Source organism: Clostridium tyrobutyricum, from assembly GCF_019144085.1.
Lineage (GTDB): Bacteria > Bacillota > Clostridia > Clostridiales > Clostridiaceae > Clostridium_B > Clostridium_B tyrobutyricum_A.
Window position 1 is genome coordinate 21,246 of record NZ_JAHHUY010000001.1, and the last position, 20,660, is coordinate 41,905.

Genomic DNA, 20,660 nt, shown 5'->3' on the forward strand with positions numbered 1-20,660 from the left:
CGTCTATTGTGCTATCGTTCTTCTATATTTACCAGTATTACCTTCAATTACAGCAAACAAACTGTCAAATCCTATACAGACAATCCAATATATCAATGCTGCAACTATATAAGTTTCCATAAATCTTTGCGTTCCAGTCGCATAATTCTTTGCAGCTCCCATCATTTCAATGATACTAACCATATAAGCTAATGATGTGGCTTTCAGTATATTTACAAAATTATTTCCAAAGATAGGTACGCATATAACTACCATCTGCGGGACTATTACTCTTTTCATAGCCTGAAATGTTGTAAATCCTATGGAATCACAAGCTTCAATTTGTCCCTTGGGTATAGTATTGTATGCTGATATTATCATGTCACACATATATGGAATATAAGTTATTCCAAATGCAAAGATTCCATATATCAATTTAGGTGGATCTTTTACATCATAGTTAAAACCAATGGAACTTGCCAAAGGTTGTAACAGTGAAGGCATTGAATAATATAAAATATACAGTATGACCAATACTGGAATACCCTTTAAAAATGAATTTACAAAATGCACTAACTTGGACAAGAAAAATATGTTTTTCTGAATTATAATGGCAAATATCACACCGAATACCAAAGCTAATATTGTAGCAGCCAAAGTCATGTACATGGTAATTGAAAACTTGGATATTATGGGTTTTATACACTCCATCATATATCCCAAATCTAGGTCCATAACTACTAGCACCTCCTTTATTGTGTAGTATAACTTGCTTTTTCAATAATCAAACTAGAATCATTGCATCTGTTAAGCCTCAAAGTCACATTGTGTGAAATTGCAAACATTATAGATCCCATTATCCAATATATAATCCCTGCTGCTATAAAAGTTTCCGTTTGGCCAATACCATAGTTATTATATGAAATTTGCTTTGCCATTCCCATTACATCTGCTACACCTATGGCTATTCCAAGAGATGTATTCTTCATAAGCTCAATAATCATATTGGTTGTGTTTGGAAGGGCCTTGGCTGCAGATTGTGGAAATATTATTCTCCTGAATATTTGGAATTTTGTCATTCCAATACTTTTTCCTGCTTCTATTTGCCCTTTGTCTATATCTAGATATGCTGAACGGAATATTTCAGCAAAGAATGCTGCCTCATTCATGCTAAAAGCAATTATTGCATAAAGTATATTATTCCAATTTGAAGTATTTATTTGCAAGTTGCTTAAAATCAATGGAATACCGATAAATGCCAACAGCAGCTGAACAATCATTGGAGTACCTCTCATGAATGATATATATATACTGGCTATAGTTCTTATAATTTTATTTTCGCATACTTTAGCATATGTTAATATCATTCCCAAAACAAAGGCAATTCCAACTGAAAATCCCAATATTTTTAAAGTAACTGGTAACGCACTTAATATAGTTGGTAATTTATCAATCATAAATTCTATTTGTTTCACAAAATACGCCTCCTTATTAAGGATGTTTATTCAATTTTACAACAGGAAATCAACTATTTTTTATATACATCATCTAAAGCACCAGTCTGTTTTGCAATATCCCAAACATCCTTGTTTAACCATTTTTTAGATAAATCAGACAATTTCCCTTCTTTATACAGCTTTACCAAACACTCATTGATTTGATTCCTTAAATCAGTATAGTTCTTATTCATTACCATTACGCAAGGAGCAGTATATATAGGTTTCGAGCAAAAAAGATCCATAGGTTCTTTTTTAATAATATCGTAGAACATCGTATCTCCTCCAAACCAAACGTCCCACCTTCCATTCAATACTCCACGCATGCCATCTGCATATGGTATATAGTTTGAAACTTCTTCCTGATTGAATTTGACATTAGGATATTTTTTTGCAAGGTCATGTAACACTACATATAATCCATCGTTAGGTGGATTGGGAACTAGTGTTTTCCCATTTAAATCTTCAAATTTAGTAAAACTATCTTTCTTGCGGGATATTAAGTTTACCGGGTAATATGATTCTGGATTTGATAAAATAAAATTTTTCTTTCTTGCTGGTGTTACGAAATGTGCCGATGCAGAAAGTGCATAAGTACCTGCCTGAATAGCTGCCGCAGCTGCATCTGGTTCAACTGCATTATAATGGAATTTGTATTGAGGCAGCATTTGATCAATCATAGTCAAAAGTTCATAATCATACCCTTGAAACTTTCCATTATTATCTGCATAAGTATAAGGTGCCATTCCAGTCAATATAGCAATTTCAACAGTTTTAGGATTATCCGCAGTACCTTTGGTAGAATTGTTTTTTGAATTGGATTTTCCACAGCCCGACAAGAAAATTGTAGATATTATTACTACACTAATTAATACATTAAATATTTTTTTCATAATATTCCTCCTCCAAAATATACTGTCTTTACAATACCGATTTTTGTTCTTCATTCATAATCCTTGACAAAAATTGTTTTGTCCTTAATTCTCTAGGATTGTTAAATATTTTTGCAGGTAATCCCTCCTCCACTACAACTCCATTTTCCATAAACACTACACGTGTGGCGACATCCCTTGCAAAAGATATCTCATGTGTTACAACTACCATGGTAATGCCTGTATCCGCAACTTTTTTTATTGTATTCAATACTTCTCCAACCATTTCAGGATCAAGTGCTGAAGTTGGTTCATCAAACAATATTACTTCAGGATTTAATATTAAGGCCCTTGCTATTCCAGCTCTCTGTTGTTGTCCACCTGAAACCTGTGCAGGGTAATTATCCAACCTATCACCTAATCCAATACTCTCCAGTAACTCTATACTTCTTTTTCTTGCCTCAGACTTGGGAATCTTTTTTACAACCACTAAACCTTCCATAACATTTTCAAGTATTGTCCTATTTCTGAATAAATTATATAATTGAAAAACCATTGCCGTCTTACTTCTTAGCTTTCTTATATCTTTTTTAGATGCCTCGCTGCAATTCACTTTAAAATCATCTACCATTACACTTCCAGAATCGGCTTTTTCTAAAAAATTAATACATCTAAGCAGAGTTGTCTTTCCAGAACCACTTGGGCCAAGTATTACTATAATTTCACCTTTTTTTATATTCATATCGATTCCTTTTAATATCTGGTTTTTTCCAAAAGATTTATGAATATCGTGAAGTTGTATCATATAACTCATACATATTCCCCCCTAAACTAAATAAACACTATTAAATTAAAATTGGTATAACCGGTAGTACCAATTACTAATTTAATAATAATTATAACATCTATTATATAATTGTCAATATTTTTATTTATTTTTTTATTTTTTTATAATTTATACTGTGCAATAATAGATTAAGCAATACTTATGGCAAGTGGTACATTATAAAATTTATTTAAACAAAAAAATACAAGGCACCTATTCAGTGTTCTTGTATTTTTATAAATTTAGATTATATTATTTGATTTTTAAGTATTATTTTAACATTTCCATTTCTAAAGCAAGACAATTTATATGAGAATCTACAGCTTTTATTATTTTCTTTTCATCTCTATCTCTTATAGCTTCAATCATTGCTTTATGTTCTTTTTGAGCTTTTTCTGCCCTATCTGGATATACATAATGCAGTTTATATAGTTTTTCACCTGAAATTTTATTAAATGTATCTATAAGCAATCCTAAAGTTGAATTTCCTGTACATTTTGCCAACTCTATATGAAAATTAATATCTTCTTTTTCAAACTTTACTGTATCTTTAATTGACAATTCTAATCTATTATAAATTTCTTCTAGATCTCTTATATTCTGTTCAGTAGCAACTTTAACAACTTTTCTAGCAACAGCCTCCTCCAGCATTTTCCTTACTTCCAAAATCTCGTAAAAGTTTGATTTGCTGATGCTTATAGCTTCCCTTAACTTGGTACTTATTACATCTTCCTTGGGAATAGATATATAAGCTCCTCTACCTGTATATATTTCAACTAATCCTTTTTCGCTCATTACTTTAAAAGCTTCTCTAACTACATTACGGCTAACATTATATTTTTCAGCCATTAATCTTTCTGAAGGTAATCTTGCACCATCAGTTAATTCTCCCTGTTTGATTTTAAGTTCTAAATCCTCAACGATAGTATTATATAAAAATTTGTTCATAAATCCCACCTCCAATACTTTAAAGTATACATCCGGTATTACCGGTAGTACCAATTATTATATAATAACCCACTCATCATTTACATCCTGAACATATACACTTTTATTTTATTTTATTCATATTTTTATTCAAAGTCAATATAAACAAAAATTATTATCTATACATAATTAATATTTCTGTAACTGAACTATTTTTACTCTATAAAAAACATTTTACCCGAAACTTTAAAAGATTCCGGGTCTTTAAATATTGAAATTAATATATTTTTCCCTTTTATTGCTGAAAACTTGTGTACCGTTCCCAATTTGTCTAGCTCTTTTTTAATAATTTATAATAGGCTGTATAAAACACAATAATTCCAATTATACTTCCTGAAAAATCTATGATTACATCACTTACAAGTGATGTTCTTCCTGGAACAAATGCCTGATGAAATTCATCTGTAACTGCATACAAAAGGCATATGAACATTATATATACAATAGCCCGTCTTCCTTTTAAGTGGAAGGCAAACATTGCAATTGCGACTAAAATAGCAAGTACAAAGTATTCAAAGGCATGGGCATTTTTTCTTATAAACATATTTAGTTTCTCCTGCCTGTTGTTAGGGACTTTGAAAACTTCTTTTATTTTCTTTTTTAGAGATACTTTTGTTTTTTCACTGTTGGCACTACTTATGGATTTATCATTATTCTTCTGAATATTCTTCTTATTTATATTTCTCAAATCATTTAAAATGGTATGACTTTTTTCATTAGATACTTGTCCGTTATTTGATGAGTTATAAAACAAAATTCCCATCCAGACAATACAAATTAAAATCAAAACAATCTTCTTGATAATATCACCCTCTTGAAAATATAGTATAATTGTCAACAGCATACATTCTATTATAACAAACTATATAACAAATATATTACAATTTATTTAACATTATAATATTAATACAGCTTTATATTCTTAATTTCAATATGGAAACTAAAAAATTGCTATGATATAATTATTTTGAGGTGAGTGCAATGGACGAGTTAAATGTGCCAAATCATATATATCAAATATCCACCATAAATGCATTGGTTTCAGGATTGTATGATGGATGTGTTACACTAAACAAACTTCTTCAAAAAGGAAATTTTGGAATAGGGACCTTTAAAGGTTTGGATGGTGAGCTGACTCTGTTAGACGGTATTTTTTATAGAACAAGGCCTGATGGAAGTATTTATACATGTTCCGAAAATGTATCTGTTCCATTTGCTGTTATTACTGAATTTGAAAAATACAATATATACAATATCTCTAATTGTACTTCATATCATGATATTCAACAAAAATTTGACAGTTTCATAAAAAGTAAAAATCTATTTTATGCTTTTTATATAAAAGGTAGATTCAACTATATAAAAACCAGGACTGTAACAAAACAGGAAATACCATATAGGCCGATGGCTGATGCCGTCAAAAATCAACCTGTATTTGAATACAATAATATAGAAGGCTATATAGTTGGGTTCAGATGCCCCGAATTCGTTGAAGGGCTTAATGTACCCGGATATCATTTTCATTTTGTAAGCAAGGATAAAAAAGTTGGAGGCCATATAAGTGAACTTTCAATAGCAAATGCAGAAGCATTTGTACAAAATTGTTCCTGTTTTAGAATGGAACTTCCTGAAAATACGAATTTCTATAACTTGGAAGTTAAGGATAGAAGCAGCGATATAAAAGAAGTTGAAAAATAAGAAACCAGGAGTTTAAACACTTCTGGTTTCTTATTTTCGATTATAAATTAAATTTGTTCACTATCTTATTAAGTCCATCTGAAATATCCTTAAGTTTTTTCATATTTTCATTTATACTTTCTATTGAGCTGTTCTGTTCCTGAACGGAAGCTGCCAGTTCTTCATTTCCTGCTGATGACTCTTCCGATATGGAAGATATATTCTCTATAGCATTTATAACCGAATCTTTATTTGAATCCACTTCATTTATCTTTTCAACGAGAATTTCCATATCAGAAATAACATCATTTATGGATTGTCCAATCATGTTGAATGCCCTGTTTGATTGTTCCATACTTTCATTTGCTGCATCATTAATTTCACTTGAATTATGTGAACTCTCTATAGCAGTTTCTATTTCCTTTTGTATTTCCTCTATTACTGTTGATATCTCTCCTACTGATTGTCCTGTCTGTTCTGACAGTATTTTTACTTGATCTGCAACTACTGAAAATCCCTTTCCTGCTTCTCCTGCCCTTGCAGCTTCAATGGCTGCATTTAATGCAAGAAGGTTTGTCTGTTGTGATATTTTTTCTATAGTATACACTATTTTATCAATAGATTTAGATTTTTGCGATAGATTTTTCATACTTGTTGACATTTCATTAATTGCCCTGCTATTGTCCTTTAATTTCAAATTTAGCACCTTTACAGCCTTTATTCCATTGTTATTGATTTCTCTCGTATTATAAAAATTATCCTTTACTTGTTTTGCCTTGTCTGATACATTATTTATCTTAAGTGATAGATCATTTAACTTTTCTGTACCTTGTTGAGCTTCATTTGCCTGAACTATTGATCCCTTTGCCATTTCCTCTGTAGTTTTTGATACATTTTCTATGGATTTTGAAGTTTCATTTAATGCCTGTGAAACATTAGAAGAATACTCAAAGATATTATCGGAACTGCACCTTATATCATTAACTGCAGCAACAAGTGATCCAGATAATACTTTTACATCTTCTGCTATAGACCCTACCTCGTCTTTATTTTTAATTGCCTCATCTAATTTTTCCCTGTCATATTTAAAATTCAGCTTTCCTAATTCACCTATAACGTATCTTATGTTGTCTATAGGACGTGATATATTTACTGCCATATGCCTTGAAACTACAACAGCTGCTGCTATACAGACAGCTAGAATGGCAATTCCCATAATTACAAGGGAGTGAAGATCTTTTGTAAATTCGCTTTTAGGTACTGCAAATCCTACTGTCCAATTGGATATCTTTATTTTGGAAGATGAAAAATACTTATTTATTCCATCATAATCCTTTATATCAGCCAGTTTATTCTGTATATTTACAATAGATTTATACTTGCCCTGCATAAAGTCATTTATATTTTTAAGTTTGTCCCCTTTAGCACTTAAATCCTTGCTTGGATGTACAAGAACATTCCCATTATCATCAATTAGGTATCCATAGCTGTTTTTCAATGGCTTTGCTTTATCTATTATATCTACAATAGAGTTCATCTTTATATCCTCAGATACTACGCCTATTGTTTTTCCATTCTTTACTACAGGTACTGATATTGACACCACCATCTTCTTGGTGACCATGTCATAATATGCCACATATGAGTAACCATTTTTAGCTATTGCATCTTTATACCACTGCCTTGTTGTAGGATCAAAATCTGATGGAGGTATCCAACCTGATCCATCTAAAATGGTCCTGTTAGGAAGTCCCATATACAAATCTGAAATATTAGGATTTGATTTAAGTTTTTCTTTAAAGTACTCAAGTGATTTTTTATTGTCACCTACTATATTATTATCATACATATTTGTGACAATACCGTTAAATATGGTAGTTTGTTTATCCAGCCATCCATTGACAATTTCAGAATATTTCTGAGATGACAGAGACATGTTATATTCATATTGCCTAACAAGTATATTTCTAGATATAAAATAGGCTCCAATAAGCGAACATAACAGTAATATTATTATCAAAGATAACATTGAAAAGGTTATTCTATTTTTTATGCTTTTCATACAAGTCCCTCCAATTTTAAATATATTATTTTATATATCGAAGTTTTTATAAGATTCTAAACATGTTAAAACATAATATAACATCATAATATTAAAAAACCTTATAAATTTTTAAGTATTTTTTTAATTATGTGTAATAATCTCTGCAATAATTTAATAAATATATAATAGACTAATTGATTTGCAAGAGGGATAATTCATGAGAAAACACAAGTCATTAAAATATAAAATTATTGCAGCAGTAGTTTGTGGCATTATAATACCAGTTGTAATATCACTTATTCCACATTTTTTCAGAAATACTTATACCGTAATAATTTCAAGTAAACAAATAGAAAAGAAATCGAAGAACAAAACTATATACTTGATATATACTCAAATGGACAATGGCACAGTAAGGGTATTTAAAAATATAAACAGCCTACCAGAATTAAAATTTAATTCCCAGGACATATACGGGGGACTCAGAATCAACAGAAAGTATAAGATAAGAGCATATGGTCTTAGAATACCTCTACTATCATCCTATGAAAACATAGTCAAAGTCCAGGCTGTGAAACCATATAACCAATGGCAATAGAAAACTTTCTTAGTGATATAATATATATATCATAATTAAGGAGGTTTTAAAATTGATTTTTTCCAGTAAAATGAACCAGCTTACTTCAGCTATATTCTCTCAGCTGAGCTATAAAAAAGACAAGCTTCTTTCACAGGGAAGAGAAATAATCGACTTCAGCATAGGTACTCCGGATATACCTCCGGCACCTCATATTGTGGATACAATAGTTGAAGAATCAAAAAAAATTGAAAACTATGTATATGCTATAAATGATTCACAGGAGCTTATAAACTCAGTGAAGAACTGGTATTTAAGGCGTTACAAAGTAAATCTTGAAGATGATGAAATATTATCTCTGCTTGGGTCTCAAAGTGGTTTTGCAGAATTGTCTCTTTCACTTGTAAATCCTGGGGATGTAGTACTTACACCTGATCCAGGCTATCCTATTTTTACTATAGGGCCCTATCTTGCCGGTGCAAAAATAGTTAAAATGCCACTGTTAAAAGAGAACAACTATCTTGTTGATTTTGATTCAATAGATGAAAAAACTGCAAAAATGGCAAAACTTATGGTAGTTTCCTACCCCAACAATCCAACAGCAGCTTCAGCTCCTAGAGATTTCTATGTAAAGCTTGTTGCATTTGCAAAGAAATACAATATAATGGTACTTCATGACAATGCCTATAGTGAACTTGTATTTGACGGAAGTGAAGGTGGAAGCTTTTTATCCATACCCGGAGCCATTGATATTGGAATTGAGTTCAACTCTCTTTCAAAAACCTATAGTATACCAGGATGCAGAATTGCATTTGCTGTTGGAAACAAGGACATTATAAATCAACTTAAAATATTGAAATCCCATATTGACTATGGAATGTTCATTCCATTTCAAAAGGCTGCCATTGCAGCTTTAAATGGTCCTCAGGACTATGTTGGATTTGTAAAGGAAACCTATAGAAAAAGAAGGGATCTTCTTGTCGAGGGACTGTCAAAAATAGGATGGCATATTGACAATACTGGAGGAAGTATGTTTGTATGGGCTGCCATACCGTCAAAATATGACTCTTCTCTTGAATTTACATTTGATCTCATGGAGAAGACAGGTGTTATTGTAGTTCCAGGCAGCAGTTTTGGGGAACGTGGTGAAGGTTTTGTTCGTTTTGCCCTTGTACAAAATGAAGATAGTATAAAGAAAGCCATACATAATATAGAAAAAAGTGGCATACTTAAAAAAGGCAGAAGTTAAAATTCTTCTGCCTTTTTACACAAATCTATACCCATTCCCTATGTTATTTATAATATCTAAATTTTCCTCTCCTGGTATTCCAAAAATATAATCTACACCTTCTACTTCTAAACATTTAACTAAAAGTTGTGCCGTAGTTAAACTAACCTGATATTTCAATAATTTATTCTGTAATTATTTTATGAATTAGCACAGGCTTTTCAACTTTATTGCTTATTGAAATGTTGTCATAGATTTTTGCTCTTACATCTTTTACATCTTCCCGGTTTGAATAGATAGTTACAATAGGATCTCCCGCCTCTACCTTGTCTCCAACTTTTTTATGCATTATAAGTCCTACAGCCAAGTCTATTTTGTCTTCCTTTGTAGCCCTTCCTGCACCTAGAAGCATCGCTGCAATTCCAATTTCATCAGCTGCAATATTTGATATAAATCCGCTCTCTTTGGAAGGTACGTCAATTTTGTATTTTGCCTGGGGCAATTTATCAGTATCATCTGCAATAGAAGGATCTCCCCCTTGATTTTTAACAAACAATTTAAACTTTTTAATTGCACTTCCACTTTTTATTGACTCTATAAGCTTTTTTCTGGCTTCTGCAAGAGTCTCTGCACCTTTAGCCAGTACAACCATCTGACTCCCAAGTGCTAGAACAAGCTCTGTCAAATCTTCAGGTCCATTTCCCTTTAATGTATCAATCGCCTCTTTTACTTCAAGTGCATTTCCTACTGCAAATCCAAGGGGCTGAGACATGTCAGAAATTATGGCCATGGTATTTCTTCCTACATCATTCCCTATTTTAACCATTGCATGGGCCAGTCTTTCAGCATCTTTTTCAGTTTTCATGAAAGCTCCAGTACCCGTCTTTACATCTAGAACTATGGCATCAGCTCCTGCGGCTATCTTTTTACTCATTATGGAGCTTGCTATAAGTGCTATTGAATTTACACTTCCTGTTACATCACGAAGTGCATATAGCTTTTTGTCTGCAGGAGTTAAATTTCCCGTCTGACCCATAACTGCTACCTTATCTTCATTAACTAATTTTATAAACTCATCTTTTGTAATTTCTACATGGAATCCACTAATTGACTCCAGCTTGTCAATAGTTCCCCCAGTATGCCCCAAGCCACGTCCGGACATTTTAGCTACAGGAACACCTAAAGATGCGACAAGCGGTGCAAGTACAAGTGTTGTAGTATCTCCTACTCCACCTGTTGAGTGTTTATCTACCTTTATTCCATCAATGGATGATAAATCAATAGTTTCTCCAGAGTTTACCATAGCCATTGTAAGATCAGCTCTTTCACGATCACTCATATCCTGAAAATATATTGCCATTGCCATGGCGCTTGCCTGATAATCATGAATTGTTCCTTTAGTATATCCTTCTATAAAAAAGTTGATTTCCTCTGTACTTATCTCTTTTCCATCACGCTTTTTTGAAATTATGTCCACCATTCTCATTTTTATCATCCTCTCATATTAGTTTTTGCAGAAAACTTTCACCGTACTTTGGCATTTTCACATTAAAATTATCTGCAACTGTTGCACCAATATCGGAAAATGTCTTCCTTATTCCCAAATCCCTTCCAATTTTAAATCTCTTTGAGTATGCAAGCAAAGGCACATATTCCCTAGTATGATCCGTTCCCCTGTAAGTTGGGTCATTACCGTGGTCTGCAGTAATTAAAAGTAGATCCTCTTCTCTCATTTTTTCAAAAACTTCCGGCAGTCTTTTGTCAAAGTCCTCCAGTGCATTTCCATACCCGATTGGATCACGTCTGTGACCATAGGATGAATCAAATTCAACCAAATTTGTAAAACTAAGTCCATGAAACTCTTCACCAAGCAGTTTTACTAACTTATCCATGCCATCCATATTTGATTTAGTTCTGATTGCCCTTGTAACACCTTCTCCATCAAATATATCTGAAATTTTCCCTATTGCAATAGAATCCAGATTACTCTCTTTTAAATAGTCCATTACAGTTTTTCCAAAAGGCTTCAAAGCATAGTCGTGGCGATTTGAAGTTCTCTTGAAACTTTGTGCAGTTTTTCCTACAAAAGGTCTGGCAATGATTCTTCCAAGCTTATAAGGTTCATCCAGTGTTATGCTTCGGCAATATTTGCATATTTTATACAGTTCATCCAGTGATATTATCTCCTCATTGGCTGCAATTTGAAGTACAGAGTCTGCTGAAGTATATACAATAAGTTCTCCTGTTTCTAGCTGTCTTTCACCAAGTTCCTTTATAATTTCAGTACCACTGGCAGGTTTGTTTCCCATAACTTTTCTTCCAGAGAAATCCTGTATCTTTTCAATTAGTTCCTGGGGAAAGCCTTCTGGAAATACGCGGAAAGGTTTGTCAATATATAATCCCATCATCTCCCAGTGTCCTGTCATTGTATCCTTACCTCGAGAAGCTTCCTGCATCTTTGTAAAATATGCCTTTGGAGATTCAGCTTTTTCTACTCCCTTTATTTTATATATATTGGACAATCCTAATGCTGCCATATTGGGCATTTTCAGTCCATTATTTTTCTCAGCTATATGTGCCAATGTATTCACACCAAAGTCATCAAATTTGTTTGAATCAGGTGCTTCTCCAATTCCTACAGAATCCATTACTATAATGTGTATTCTATTAAATGCTTTCACTTGAATCCCTTCTTTCATCTATTTATATATCAATTATACTATTAAACCCACAATAGTTGCTGTAAGTACATATAATAGTTTTAATCCATACACTGCTCCTGAAACAATTCCAATGGATACACTTTACATTTTTGTTCAAAACTTTTATATGCTAAAAAGGCACTCCTTCATAACCTAAAAGAATGCTTTTTAGCAATAGTATTTACTTTTCAAGGTCTTTTTTAGTAAAAGCTCCAGGTAAAATTTCATCCAGGGTTTTAACTATATATTCATTTTTACCCTTACCTAGAATTATCTTTGTATTATCTGATGCAAACTCTGATATTACCTGCCTGCAAATTCCACAGGGATAAGTATAGTCATTTATTACGCCAACTATAGCAATTGCCTCTATAGTTTTATGTCCTTCTGATATTGCTTTAAATATGGCAGTCCTCTCTGCACAATTTGTAGCACCATATGATGCATTTTCTATATTGCATCCTGTATATATCTTTCCATCTTCAGTAAGTACCGCTGCTCCAACTTTAAAATTTGAATAAGGTGCATAAGCATTTTTTCTTCCCTCAAAAGCTTTGGAAACCAAATTACTATAATCCAATTACAACTTCCTCCATTTTCACATTAATTAAATAATAGTGCTTTTTTCTTTACTTATATTTCAAATTATCTATTTTTCATTGTTGACAAATTTCACTCCATAACCTTTTTCAAAATTCTCTTCATATTTTGGACATCCAAAATGTTGTGCAAACCAACGTACAATAAATGGACACAAAATAGCTGATAAAACAGCTGCACATGATATCTGTACAGTTGCCAATTTTACATAAGGGCTAAATTTTGGCACAATTTGCCCTATCATTGCAGGAACTGCAATTGTATTGCCAGCTACAGATACTGTTGCCATACCTCCATAACCTGGTCTTTTTAATAAAATCCTATCTACAATTAATGCAACTGATCCAGTAACGATAATTACAATGATAAATAAAAATATTCCACCAAATCCTGAAGTTATAACTTTAGATAAATCAATATCCGATCCTAAAACAAATCCCATTATTGGCAGTATTATTGAAATACCCTGTTTTGTTGCCAATTTAATTTGTTTGTCAATAGTAGATAATATTATTCCTATACACAATGGCAATAAAACAGTTACATATTCCTGCCAATGCACTGTATTGGTTCCTGAAATTCCAATAGTCAATAAAGACAGCATAGGGCCTGAATTAAAATTAAATATTGGCCTTGCTACAAGATCTGCATGGTCACCATAACTTTGTACCAATCCCATGTATAAACTTCCATTGTTATTTGTCAAAGCACATAAAATTGCAAGGCTGCATGTTCCAAATATCCCCTTATATCCAAAGTAGTGAAATATAACAAGATAAACTCCGGCACCTGCCAAATATTTAAATAATACATGACTTCCACCACGTTTCAAGGATTCGGGTATATCTCTAATGCTCATTTGTGTACCTGTAAACAACAAGGTTAAAAACATCATTACATTTAATCCATCATTGGATATTAATGATTGACTATAACTTCCTATTCTCAAAATTGATGGGCATAATGTATTTAGAATAGCTGCAGCAAATAATGGTACAATCATTGTTCCTGCAGGAAACCTGTTTACTCTTTTTAATAATTGCGTTTTTTCTCCTCCCTAATTTTACTAAGAAATCTTACTAAATTATTAAACTATAGTTGATTATTGCATTTCTTATTTTCCAGTATATTTAAAATCTTATCCAATTTTTATCCATTTCCATATTTCTGTTTATGAACTTGTTAAATCTCTCTATCAGGCTGTACACTACAACTATAATTCCAATTATTATGACAAAGTTAACAATTGTCACGATAAGGTTCATGCAATCATTCCTTTCTAAATTATGTATATTTACTATAAGTATACAATAGATTATTATATATAATCCAATAATTTATAAACAAAAAACAGAAGTTTATCTTCATAACTTCTGTTTTGGGAACTTTTATATGAAACTTAATTATTATCAAGATCAATTGCAAACTTACTATCTTCAAGTACTTTTATATCACTCATATCACTTGTTCCAATATATATTTCACCTTTATTTTTATCTTTAAAAACTTCTGTAATTGTGTCCTTGTTATTGGATATATTTTCATGGTTTCCTTCTGAATCATCTTCTTCCAGCATCTCTTTGTTGTTATCATACAAGTACAATCTACCAAGCTGTATATCCAATCCCAAATTTCCTTCACATCTATATTTTACATATATTTTTCCGTCTCTTCTGGTTATATCATATACAATCAATCTGTTATTATCATCTTGTATTAATACAATAGGAAAATTTTCCGTAACTTTTAAGGGGGCTAAATGCCTAATATCATGGCTTGAATAATATGGAATTATATACATTTTCTTTGAAGTTTTAGGCATTCCAGAAAACAGATCAAAACTCATACCATCTTTATCAGCATAGTTTACAGTATTTTTATTGGGCATTAACTCTGCACTTTTAAATCTAAGATAATTTCCTCTATTATCCGTAATTATAAAATCCAGTGGATTACGATATATTAGCTTTTGTGAAGTATTATAATTGTAGTCAAATGAAATTTTCGTACTAAGTGGTGTTATATTAATTTGTTTTATTTCCGTATCTATATTATGCCATTTAATATGTTTGCTTATTTTAATTGTTTTTGTCTTGTTTGTAATTTTTTTCTTTGATACAGTAAAATTAAACTGCCATGGTCCATTTATCAATCTGCTATTTTTTGAATCTAGTGAAACAACATTAAAATCTGCATATGATATTTTCACATTCATATTATCCGGTATTTTTATATTGTCTGGAATATTTATAGTATCCACAATTGTATAGGTATCATCATTAACAATTTTACTTTCCTTTCCACCACTTCCATTTATACATTTTCCATTAACTGTTATGGTAGGATTCATTGTAGGAAAAGATTTTTCATACAATTTATAACTGGTTTTAAATGTTGCAGCAATTATAAATCTATTATCATCAATAGCAACTTCATTTAAGGTAACTTTAATACCATTTTTTTTCATAGATTTATTTATTACAGATGTATAAGTGTCAAATTCACTGTTATCACGATCTTCAAAATTTTTTATTATATTTCCAAATACAGGTATTTCCCTTGCAAAAATAGGATTGACATTAAAAATAACTACACATATTAAAAATAATACTCCAAAAGATATACACGTATTTTTCACAAATTTTTTTAGATCATACATCCTTTTTTTAGTATAATGATGCAATCTATTTTTCATCTTTTTTATCTCTATATCATTTAAATCAGTGTCATCATATTCCTTCAAATCAATTTCTACATAGTTCAGAAGTTCATATATATCTTTCATAATTTATCAACCTCCCTAAAAATAATTTTCCTCAGCTTTTTTCTTCCTCTGCTGAGTCTGTTATTTACAACCTCCTTATTCACATTTAATTTTTCTGCTATATCCCCCGATGGTTCATCATTAAAATACTTGCGAATAAATATTTCCCTGTCCTGTTGTTTTAAGTTGGATAATAATTTCATCATTTCATTATAATTTTCTTTTTGCAGAAGCTCTTTATCTACGGTATCCCTGCTCTTTATTTCCATTCCATCTATATCTTGATTGTTCAACACTTTGATTAATTTTCTCTGATAATCTATTGCTTTGTATTTTGAGATTGCAGCTATCCAACTCTTGAAATTATTATTTTGATGAAATTTCTCTATATTCTTCCAGATGGCAAGTAAAACATCATTTACACATTCTTCTACACTTCCATTGTTTTCGAAATTAAAAAGTGTTTTTTTAACTATGGAATGTATGAGTCCACCATAGGTATCTACAATAAAATCCAATGCTCTGGGATTTTTCTTTTTGAGTTGTGAAATTACATTGTCATTATTAATTTTCACCAGTCTTCCCCCCTTATATAAAAGTTTCTTCATAAATTAAGTCGTAATAACTATAAAAATCATATCAATAAATAACAAAAAATAACAAAGGTAGAAAAATTTAATTCTACCTTTTCATAAATTTTTTATATTCTTTAAATACATAACTGCCTCTAAAACCCCACCACCTATATTTCTTGCCTTGTCTGAAATAGTAAAACAGTTTTTTCTTTCACTTATTCTAGGATCTACATCTGCAATTTTAAATCCTTTTCCTACCTTTGTTTTATCTCTTATAAGTCCTCTTAAAACACCACTTATACTAGCTTTAATTTTAAAATTTTCTACATGGGCAATTGTTTCTCCTGCTTCAACTATATCCCCTATATCTCTTATATTGTTTATAATGCCGCTGTATGGACTATATATTACCCTCTCTTTTGAGTATCCACCTATTACTCCAGGTACTCCCGTGTTATCTGCCGCTTTTCCATTGAATATAAGTCTTCCCAGATTGTGCCCTCTATTTGTCTCTACAACTGCATTTACATCCTTGCCTGCTTCAAATCCCGGTCCAAGTGCCACAGTAATAGGCGCCATATTCATATTTGTGCCCAAATTTTTCTTTGCAAGTATTCCATCTACTACTATTTCAGGTTTTAATAATCTTATGTAATTTACATAGGGATCTACAGCTACAGGTATTTCACACTTATTCCAGCATCTATATATTTCATCCAAATTTTCTGCATATGAAGCTTTTATATTTTCAACTACTATATTTTGATCATATATTGCCTCGCTGAAACTCACCTTTCGTCTGATAGATGTAGGATTTTCTATTTCAAGTATCAAAACTTTAAACCCACTTCTATGTAGTTTTTGTATAGTGCCCGAGGCCACATCTCCTCCACCTCTTACTAAAACAATATTTTTCTGCAAAATAGCATCATTCCTTTATATATAATAAAAATCCTAAGTACATTTAAAATACTTAGGATTTTTATTAACTAGTCAATCGCAGCTTTTGTTGTTGGAGGCGGAGTATTTCTACTTTTGTTTACAAGAATTTCTCCATCTACAATTACCATTGAAACTCCAGGCAAATCCCCAGCTTCCAATGCTTCCAAACTATTTTTACCTACAGAGCCCATAGGTGCATCCATTATGACAAAATCAGCTTCTTTTCCTTCTTCAATTAATCCTACATTTAATCCAAAAGTTTTAGCTGTATTTCCAGTAGCAAAACATAGAGCCTGAGCTGCAGAAACTTCTGATTCGGCAGCAATATATGATACAGAACGCAGTACCCCAAGTGGAATAATTCCCGTACCTGATGGTGAATCATTTCCTATAATTACTCTTTCAAGTTCATCTTTTTTACAAACTTCATTTGCTACATGCTTCATTATTTTGAAGTTACCACACTGTACAAGTTCTAAAATGTATTTTGTATCATTAATTAACTTATCAACCTCATCTACAGGTATGGCTGTAGGTCCTCCATTTAAATGAGATACTATATCAGGATCTGTATCTATTACATTTTGGGCTGTAATGGTACTACTTCCAGGTATGGATGTTCCTCCTGTATGCATCATGATTTTAAATCCATTTTTTCTTGCCCATTTTACCATTGGAGCTGCTGTATCCGGAGTATTTGCAGAACCAAGCCCAATTTCTCCAACCAGCCATACTCCCTGATCATGCAATTCTTCAAAATCCTTCTCCTGAAGACCCTTTTCAAGAATAAGTGCACCTCCATGAAGCTTTACCCCGCCAGGTCTTGCATTTTCTGAACTCTTGTGTGCAAGTACAGCCAATGCCTTTGTACCTTCTGCATCTTTTGGCCTTCCAGGCGTATGGCATTCGCCTGCTGATATCATAGTTGTAACTCCACCATGCAGCGCACCGGCTATGTAACCTAAAGTATTCTGCCTTGGTGTAAAATCTCCAAGTACCGGATGAGTATGTGAATCAATCAGTCCAGGAGCAACTGTAGTACCCTTTGCATCAATAATTTTATCACATTTTATACCTTCCAGGATTTTTTTGTTTCCCAATTTTTCAATAATTCCGTCTTTTACCAATATTGTGTCATATTTTGATACAGGCTGTCTTACATCACCTGAAATCAATATTCCAATATTTTTTATAGCTAATGTTGTCATTAAAATTCCTCCCTATCTCAATCCGTCTTCACATTTTGCTTCTTCTACTTTCAATCCACCAACTCTAGGATGAGGTCTTCCACAGTTTGTAACAGCTAAAATTACAACTATTTCATTATCTCTTGGACCATCTGGTATCCTTACTTCCATGGCATCAAAATGTGTTCTTACGAAAGCTGCGTCTTTAAAGTGAAGAGGTACATCTAACGTACATCCTGGATATCCCATTTTTTTTGCTGAAGGAATTATTGCCTTTCCCCCTCCAACTGCTTCTCTAAATGGCTTGCCCAATTTTGGGTGAAGAATTGCAGCCGCATGTTCCAATTCTCCGTTTCCACCTACAATAGCACCTTTTCCATAACTTTCTACTTCTGATTTATCAATACCCGATGCTTTTAGTGCCTTTTCTACAAGTATCGGTGCTATTTCTACACTCCAATCTGTCAATGGAGATAAATCTTCAACATATTTTCCTGCAAAAGGATTTTCAATCACAACTGCTGATGCCACTTTTTTATGCACCTTGTCAATTATTTTCTTGCCTCCATCACAGCTGATTTCTTCTACAAATGTATAAAATTTTCTTATTTTGATTTCCACGATTAACTCCTCCTATAATAATATATAAATAAGAATTTAGTCTTTTAAAACTATTCCTTTAGTTTCTTGTCCAAGTCCTCCAACCAATACTGCTGAAATTATGAATGATCCGGCTACAACCATAAATACTCCACTTATTCCCATGGAAGTCAATCCAGAACCTATAACTATAGGTGCAAGCATTGAACCTATACGTGAACATGTTGAGGAAAATGAAACTCCTGTAGCACGTATTCTAGTAGGATATGATTCAGGAGTATATGTGTACAATACTGCCCAGGTTGCAGAAACAAAGAATGATGCAAATACTCCTATTATTACTACTGCTGTTACATTTACACCATGTCCTAAAGCCCATCCATAAAGTACAACTGTTATTCCCGCTAATATTAAGTTAGGTATAAGCAATACTTTACGGCCTACTTTATCCATTAGATATGCACATATAAACTGATTAGGGACAAAAGCTATCTGCATAATTAAAACATATAGAAAAGAATGAACCATATTGTACCCTGCTTTTACAAAAATTGTTGGAAGCCATGAAAATAATCCATAATAGCCGAACATTCCTAAAAGCCATACTAAACTAAACATAATACTTCTCTTGAAATATTTTTTAGAAAACAGTGAAGCAATTCCAATTTTTTCTTTAGATGTTGATACAACATCATCTGCAACATCTTGATTTACCTCTGGAATAGAAATACCTTGTGCTACAAGTGATTGTTCTATATCATCGACAACTTGTTTTGCTTCTTCCATCCTTCCCTTGGATATAAACCATCTTGGTGATTCAGGTAAATGCCTACGTATTACAAATATAAAGAAAGCAGGTAATGCACCTATAACAAATGTCCATCTCCATCCTATTGTAGGAATGACAAAATAAGCTATCATTGCAGCTGCCACCCAACCTATTGCCCAAAATGCATCTATAAGTCCCTGTATTTTACCACGTTTTGAAGCTGGGATAAATTCTCCTAAAATAGATGTAACAACTGGCGTCTCTCCTCCAATTCCAAATCCTACTAAAAATCTTGCCACCAGTAAAAATGTGAAATTAGGTGAAAAAGCACATATAAGAGAAAAAATAGAATAAATAAGCATTGTAATTTTGAATACTGACTTACGTCCAAAGTGATCTGCCATAGGTCCTGCTGCTGCCGCTCCAAAAAGCATTCCAAACATACCTACGCTTAAAAATAATCCAACCTGAGCTGTTGACAAATGCCAGTCTTTCACAAGAGCTGTAACTATAAATGTAACTATACCTACGTCAAAAGCATCAAAAGCCCATGCAGCACCATTAATTGTTAATAATTTATAATGAAACTTTCCAATGGGTAAACTCTCCATACGATTTACTAAACTTTTACTAGATAATCCTTGTGATTTATAAGATGATTGTTCCATGTATGATTCCTCCTTAATTTTCTATTAATTTTAATTAGTCCGGATTGTATTTCAGAATATTTTTACATAATAATACCTCCTGTTATTTTATTAAATTTAATAATAATTATCTTAATATATAGATGATTTATTAATATTTCTATTACTTTATTATTAAATTGTTTTTA

Annotated in this window: 19 protein-coding genes and 2 pseudogenes; 3 read left to right on the forward strand and 18 right to left on the reverse strand. The window is 32.1% G+C overall.

From position 1 onward, the window contains the following. Positions 1-3 precede the first annotated feature (3 nt). The 6 genes from KM800_RS00120 to KM800_RS00145 form a co-directional block, all read right to left on the reverse strand. Positions 4-714 carry an amino acid ABC transporter permease gene (locus KM800_RS00120; RefSeq protein WP_217811276.1) on the reverse strand — a complete coding sequence of 237 codons (711 nt, stop codon included), beginning with the start codon at positions 712-714 and terminating at the stop codon, positions 4-6. Positions 715-731: 17 nt separating this feature from the next. After that, complete coding sequence (locus KM800_RS00125) at positions 732-1,454, reverse strand: amino acid ABC transporter permease (protein WP_017751411.1); 723 nt, start codon at positions 1,452-1,454, stop codon at positions 732-734. 53 nt (positions 1,455-1,507) lie between these two features. Continuing rightward, positions 1,508-2,368: a transporter substrate-binding domain-containing protein gene (locus KM800_RS00130; protein ID WP_017751410.1), complete on the reverse strand. Its 861-nt coding sequence runs from the start codon at positions 2,366-2,368 to the stop codon at positions 1,508-1,510. Positions 2,369-2,396: 28 nt separating this feature from the next. Continuing rightward, positions 2,397-3,152: an amino acid ABC transporter ATP-binding protein gene (locus KM800_RS00135; protein ID WP_026093886.1), complete on the reverse strand. Its 756-nt coding sequence runs from the start codon at positions 3,150-3,152 to the stop codon at positions 2,397-2,399. Between the two features lie 291 nt (positions 3,153-3,443). Then, positions 3,444-4,121, reverse strand: a complete 678-nt coding sequence (locus KM800_RS00140; RefSeq protein WP_017751408.1) for a FadR/GntR family transcriptional regulator — start codon at positions 4,119-4,121, stop codon at positions 3,444-3,446. Between the two features lie 310 nt (positions 4,122-4,431). Beyond that, on the reverse strand, positions 4,432-4,962 hold the full coding sequence (locus KM800_RS00145) for a VanZ family protein (RefSeq protein ID WP_419195450.1): 531 nt from the start codon (positions 4,960-4,962) through the stop codon (positions 4,432-4,434). A gap of 179 nt (positions 4,963-5,141) precedes the next feature. Between KM800_RS00145 and budA the strand changes: the two genes are divergently transcribed. Further along, the gene (gene budA, locus KM800_RS00150; RefSeq protein WP_017751406.1) at positions 5,142-5,858 is read left to right on the forward strand and encodes an acetolactate decarboxylase; all 717 of its coding nucleotides are present in this window, start codon (positions 5,142-5,144) and stop codon (positions 5,856-5,858) included. A 40-nt stretch (positions 5,859-5,898) separates the two neighbouring features. Here the strand turns inward: budA and KM800_RS00155 are convergent, their stop codons facing one another. After that, positions 5,899-7,899 (reverse strand): methyl-accepting chemotaxis protein, encoded by a 2,001-nt coding sequence (locus tag KM800_RS00155; protein WP_217811278.1) that lies wholly within the window; start codon positions 7,897-7,899, stop codon positions 5,899-5,901. 199 nt (positions 7,900-8,098) lie between these two features. Between KM800_RS00155 and KM800_RS00160 the strand changes: the two genes are divergently transcribed. Then, positions 8,099-8,479: a DUF1523 family protein gene (locus KM800_RS00160; protein ID WP_217811279.1), complete on the forward strand. Its 381-nt coding sequence runs from the start codon at positions 8,099-8,101 to the stop codon at positions 8,477-8,479. Between the two features lie 52 nt (positions 8,480-8,531). Beyond that, positions 8,532-9,707, forward strand: a complete 1,176-nt coding sequence (locus KM800_RS00165; protein ID WP_217811280.1) for an aminotransferase class I/II-fold pyridoxal phosphate-dependent enzyme — start codon at positions 8,532-8,534, stop codon at positions 9,705-9,707. A gap of 33 nt (positions 9,708-9,740) precedes the next feature. Here the strand turns inward: KM800_RS00165 and KM800_RS15640 are convergent. The 11 genes and pseudogenes from KM800_RS15640 to KM800_RS00215 form a co-directional block, all read right to left on the reverse strand. Further along, positions 9,741-9,866 (reverse strand): annotated as a pseudogene (locus KM800_RS15640) (thiamine pyrophosphate-binding protein); the annotation flags it as partial. A 4-nt stretch (positions 9,867-9,870) separates the two neighbouring features. After that, on the reverse strand, positions 9,871-11,172 hold the full coding sequence (locus KM800_RS00170; RefSeq protein WP_217811281.1) for a pyrimidine-nucleoside phosphorylase: 1,302 nt from the start codon (positions 11,170-11,172) through the stop codon (positions 9,871-9,873). 13 nt (positions 11,173-11,185) lie between these two features. After that, positions 11,186-12,367: a phosphopentomutase gene (gene deoB / locus KM800_RS00175; protein ID WP_217811282.1), complete on the reverse strand. Its 1,182-nt coding sequence runs from the start codon at positions 12,365-12,367 to the stop codon at positions 11,186-11,188. 202 nt (positions 12,368-12,569) lie between these two features. After that, complete coding sequence (locus KM800_RS00180; protein ID WP_017751399.1) at positions 12,570-12,968, reverse strand: cytidine deaminase; 399 nt, start codon at positions 12,966-12,968, stop codon at positions 12,570-12,572. A 69-nt stretch (positions 12,969-13,037) separates the two neighbouring features. Next, positions 13,038-14,027: pseudogene (locus tag KM800_RS00185) on the reverse strand (2-keto-3-deoxygluconate permease); the annotation flags it as partial. 360 nt (positions 14,028-14,387) lie between these two features. Continuing rightward, positions 14,388-15,773: a DUF4179 domain-containing protein gene (locus KM800_RS00190; protein ID WP_217811284.1), complete on the reverse strand. Its 1,386-nt coding sequence runs from the start codon at positions 15,771-15,773 to the stop codon at positions 14,388-14,390. Beyond that, complete coding sequence (locus KM800_RS00195; RefSeq protein WP_017751395.1) at positions 15,770-16,327, reverse strand: sigma-70 family RNA polymerase sigma factor; 558 nt, start codon at positions 16,325-16,327, stop codon at positions 15,770-15,772. The genes KM800_RS00190 and KM800_RS00195 overlap by 4 nt, the downstream gene beginning before the upstream one ends. Before the next feature lie 114 nt (positions 16,328-16,441). Next, positions 16,442-17,248 (reverse strand): selenium-dependent molybdenum cofactor biosynthesis protein YqeB, encoded by an 807-nt coding sequence (gene yqeB / locus KM800_RS00200; RefSeq protein WP_217811285.1) that lies wholly within the window; start codon positions 17,246-17,248, stop codon positions 16,442-16,444. A 68-nt stretch (positions 17,249-17,316) separates the two neighbouring features. Beyond that, positions 17,317-18,477: an amidohydrolase family protein gene (locus tag KM800_RS00205; RefSeq protein ID WP_217811286.1), complete on the reverse strand. Its 1,161-nt coding sequence runs from the start codon at positions 18,475-18,477 to the stop codon at positions 17,317-17,319. 12 nt (positions 18,478-18,489) lie between these two features. Further along, the gene (locus tag KM800_RS00210) at positions 18,490-19,077 is read right to left on the reverse strand and encodes an amino acid synthesis family protein (protein WP_039658522.1); all 588 of its coding nucleotides are present in this window, start codon (positions 19,075-19,077) and stop codon (positions 18,490-18,492) included. A gap of 36 nt (positions 19,078-19,113) precedes the next feature. Then, positions 19,114-20,493 (reverse strand): MFS transporter, encoded by a 1,380-nt coding sequence (locus KM800_RS00215; RefSeq protein ID WP_052246135.1) that lies wholly within the window; start codon positions 20,491-20,493, stop codon positions 19,114-19,116. Positions 20,494-20,660: the final 167 nt, after the last annotated feature.

Bases quoted from the DNA above. Each gene is read 5' to 3' on its own strand.
- KM800_RS00120 (WP_217811276.1), bottom strand. From the start codon at position 714: ATGGACCTAGATTTGGGATATATGATGGAGTGTATAAAACCCATAATA.
- KM800_RS00130 (WP_017751410.1), bottom strand. From the start codon at position 2,368: ATGAAAAAAATATTTAATGTATTAATTAGTGTAGTAATAATATCTACA.
- KM800_RS00135 (WP_026093886.1), bottom strand. From the start codon at position 3,152: ATGATACAACTTCACGATATTCATAAATCTTTTGGAAAAAACCAGATA.
- KM800_RS00140 (WP_017751408.1), bottom strand. From the start codon at position 4,121: ATGAACAAATTTTTATATAATACTATCGTTGAGGATTTAGAACTTAAA.
- budA (WP_017751406.1), top strand. From the start codon at position 5,142: ATGGACGAGTTAAATGTGCCAAATCATATATATCAAATATCCACCATA.
- KM800_RS00155 (WP_217811278.1), bottom strand. From the start codon at position 7,899: ATGAAAAGCATAAAAAATAGAATAACCTTTTCAATGTTATCTTTGATA.
- KM800_RS00160 (WP_217811279.1), top strand. From the start codon at position 8,099: ATGAGAAAACACAAGTCATTAAAATATAAAATTATTGCAGCAGTAGTT.
- KM800_RS00170 (WP_217811281.1), bottom strand. From the start codon at position 11,172: ATGAGAATGGTGGACATAATTTCAAAAAAGCGTGATGGAAAAGAGATA.
- KM800_RS00190 (WP_217811284.1), bottom strand. From the start codon at position 15,773: ATGAAAGATATATATGAACTTCTGAACTATGTAGAAATTGATTTGAAG.
- KM800_RS00205 (WP_217811286.1), bottom strand. From the start codon at position 18,477: ATGACAACATTAGCTATAAAAAATATTGGAATATTGATTTCAGGTGAT.
- KM800_RS00215 (WP_052246135.1), bottom strand. From the start codon at position 20,493: ATGGAACAATCATCTTATAAATCACAAGGATTATCTAGTAAAAGTTTA.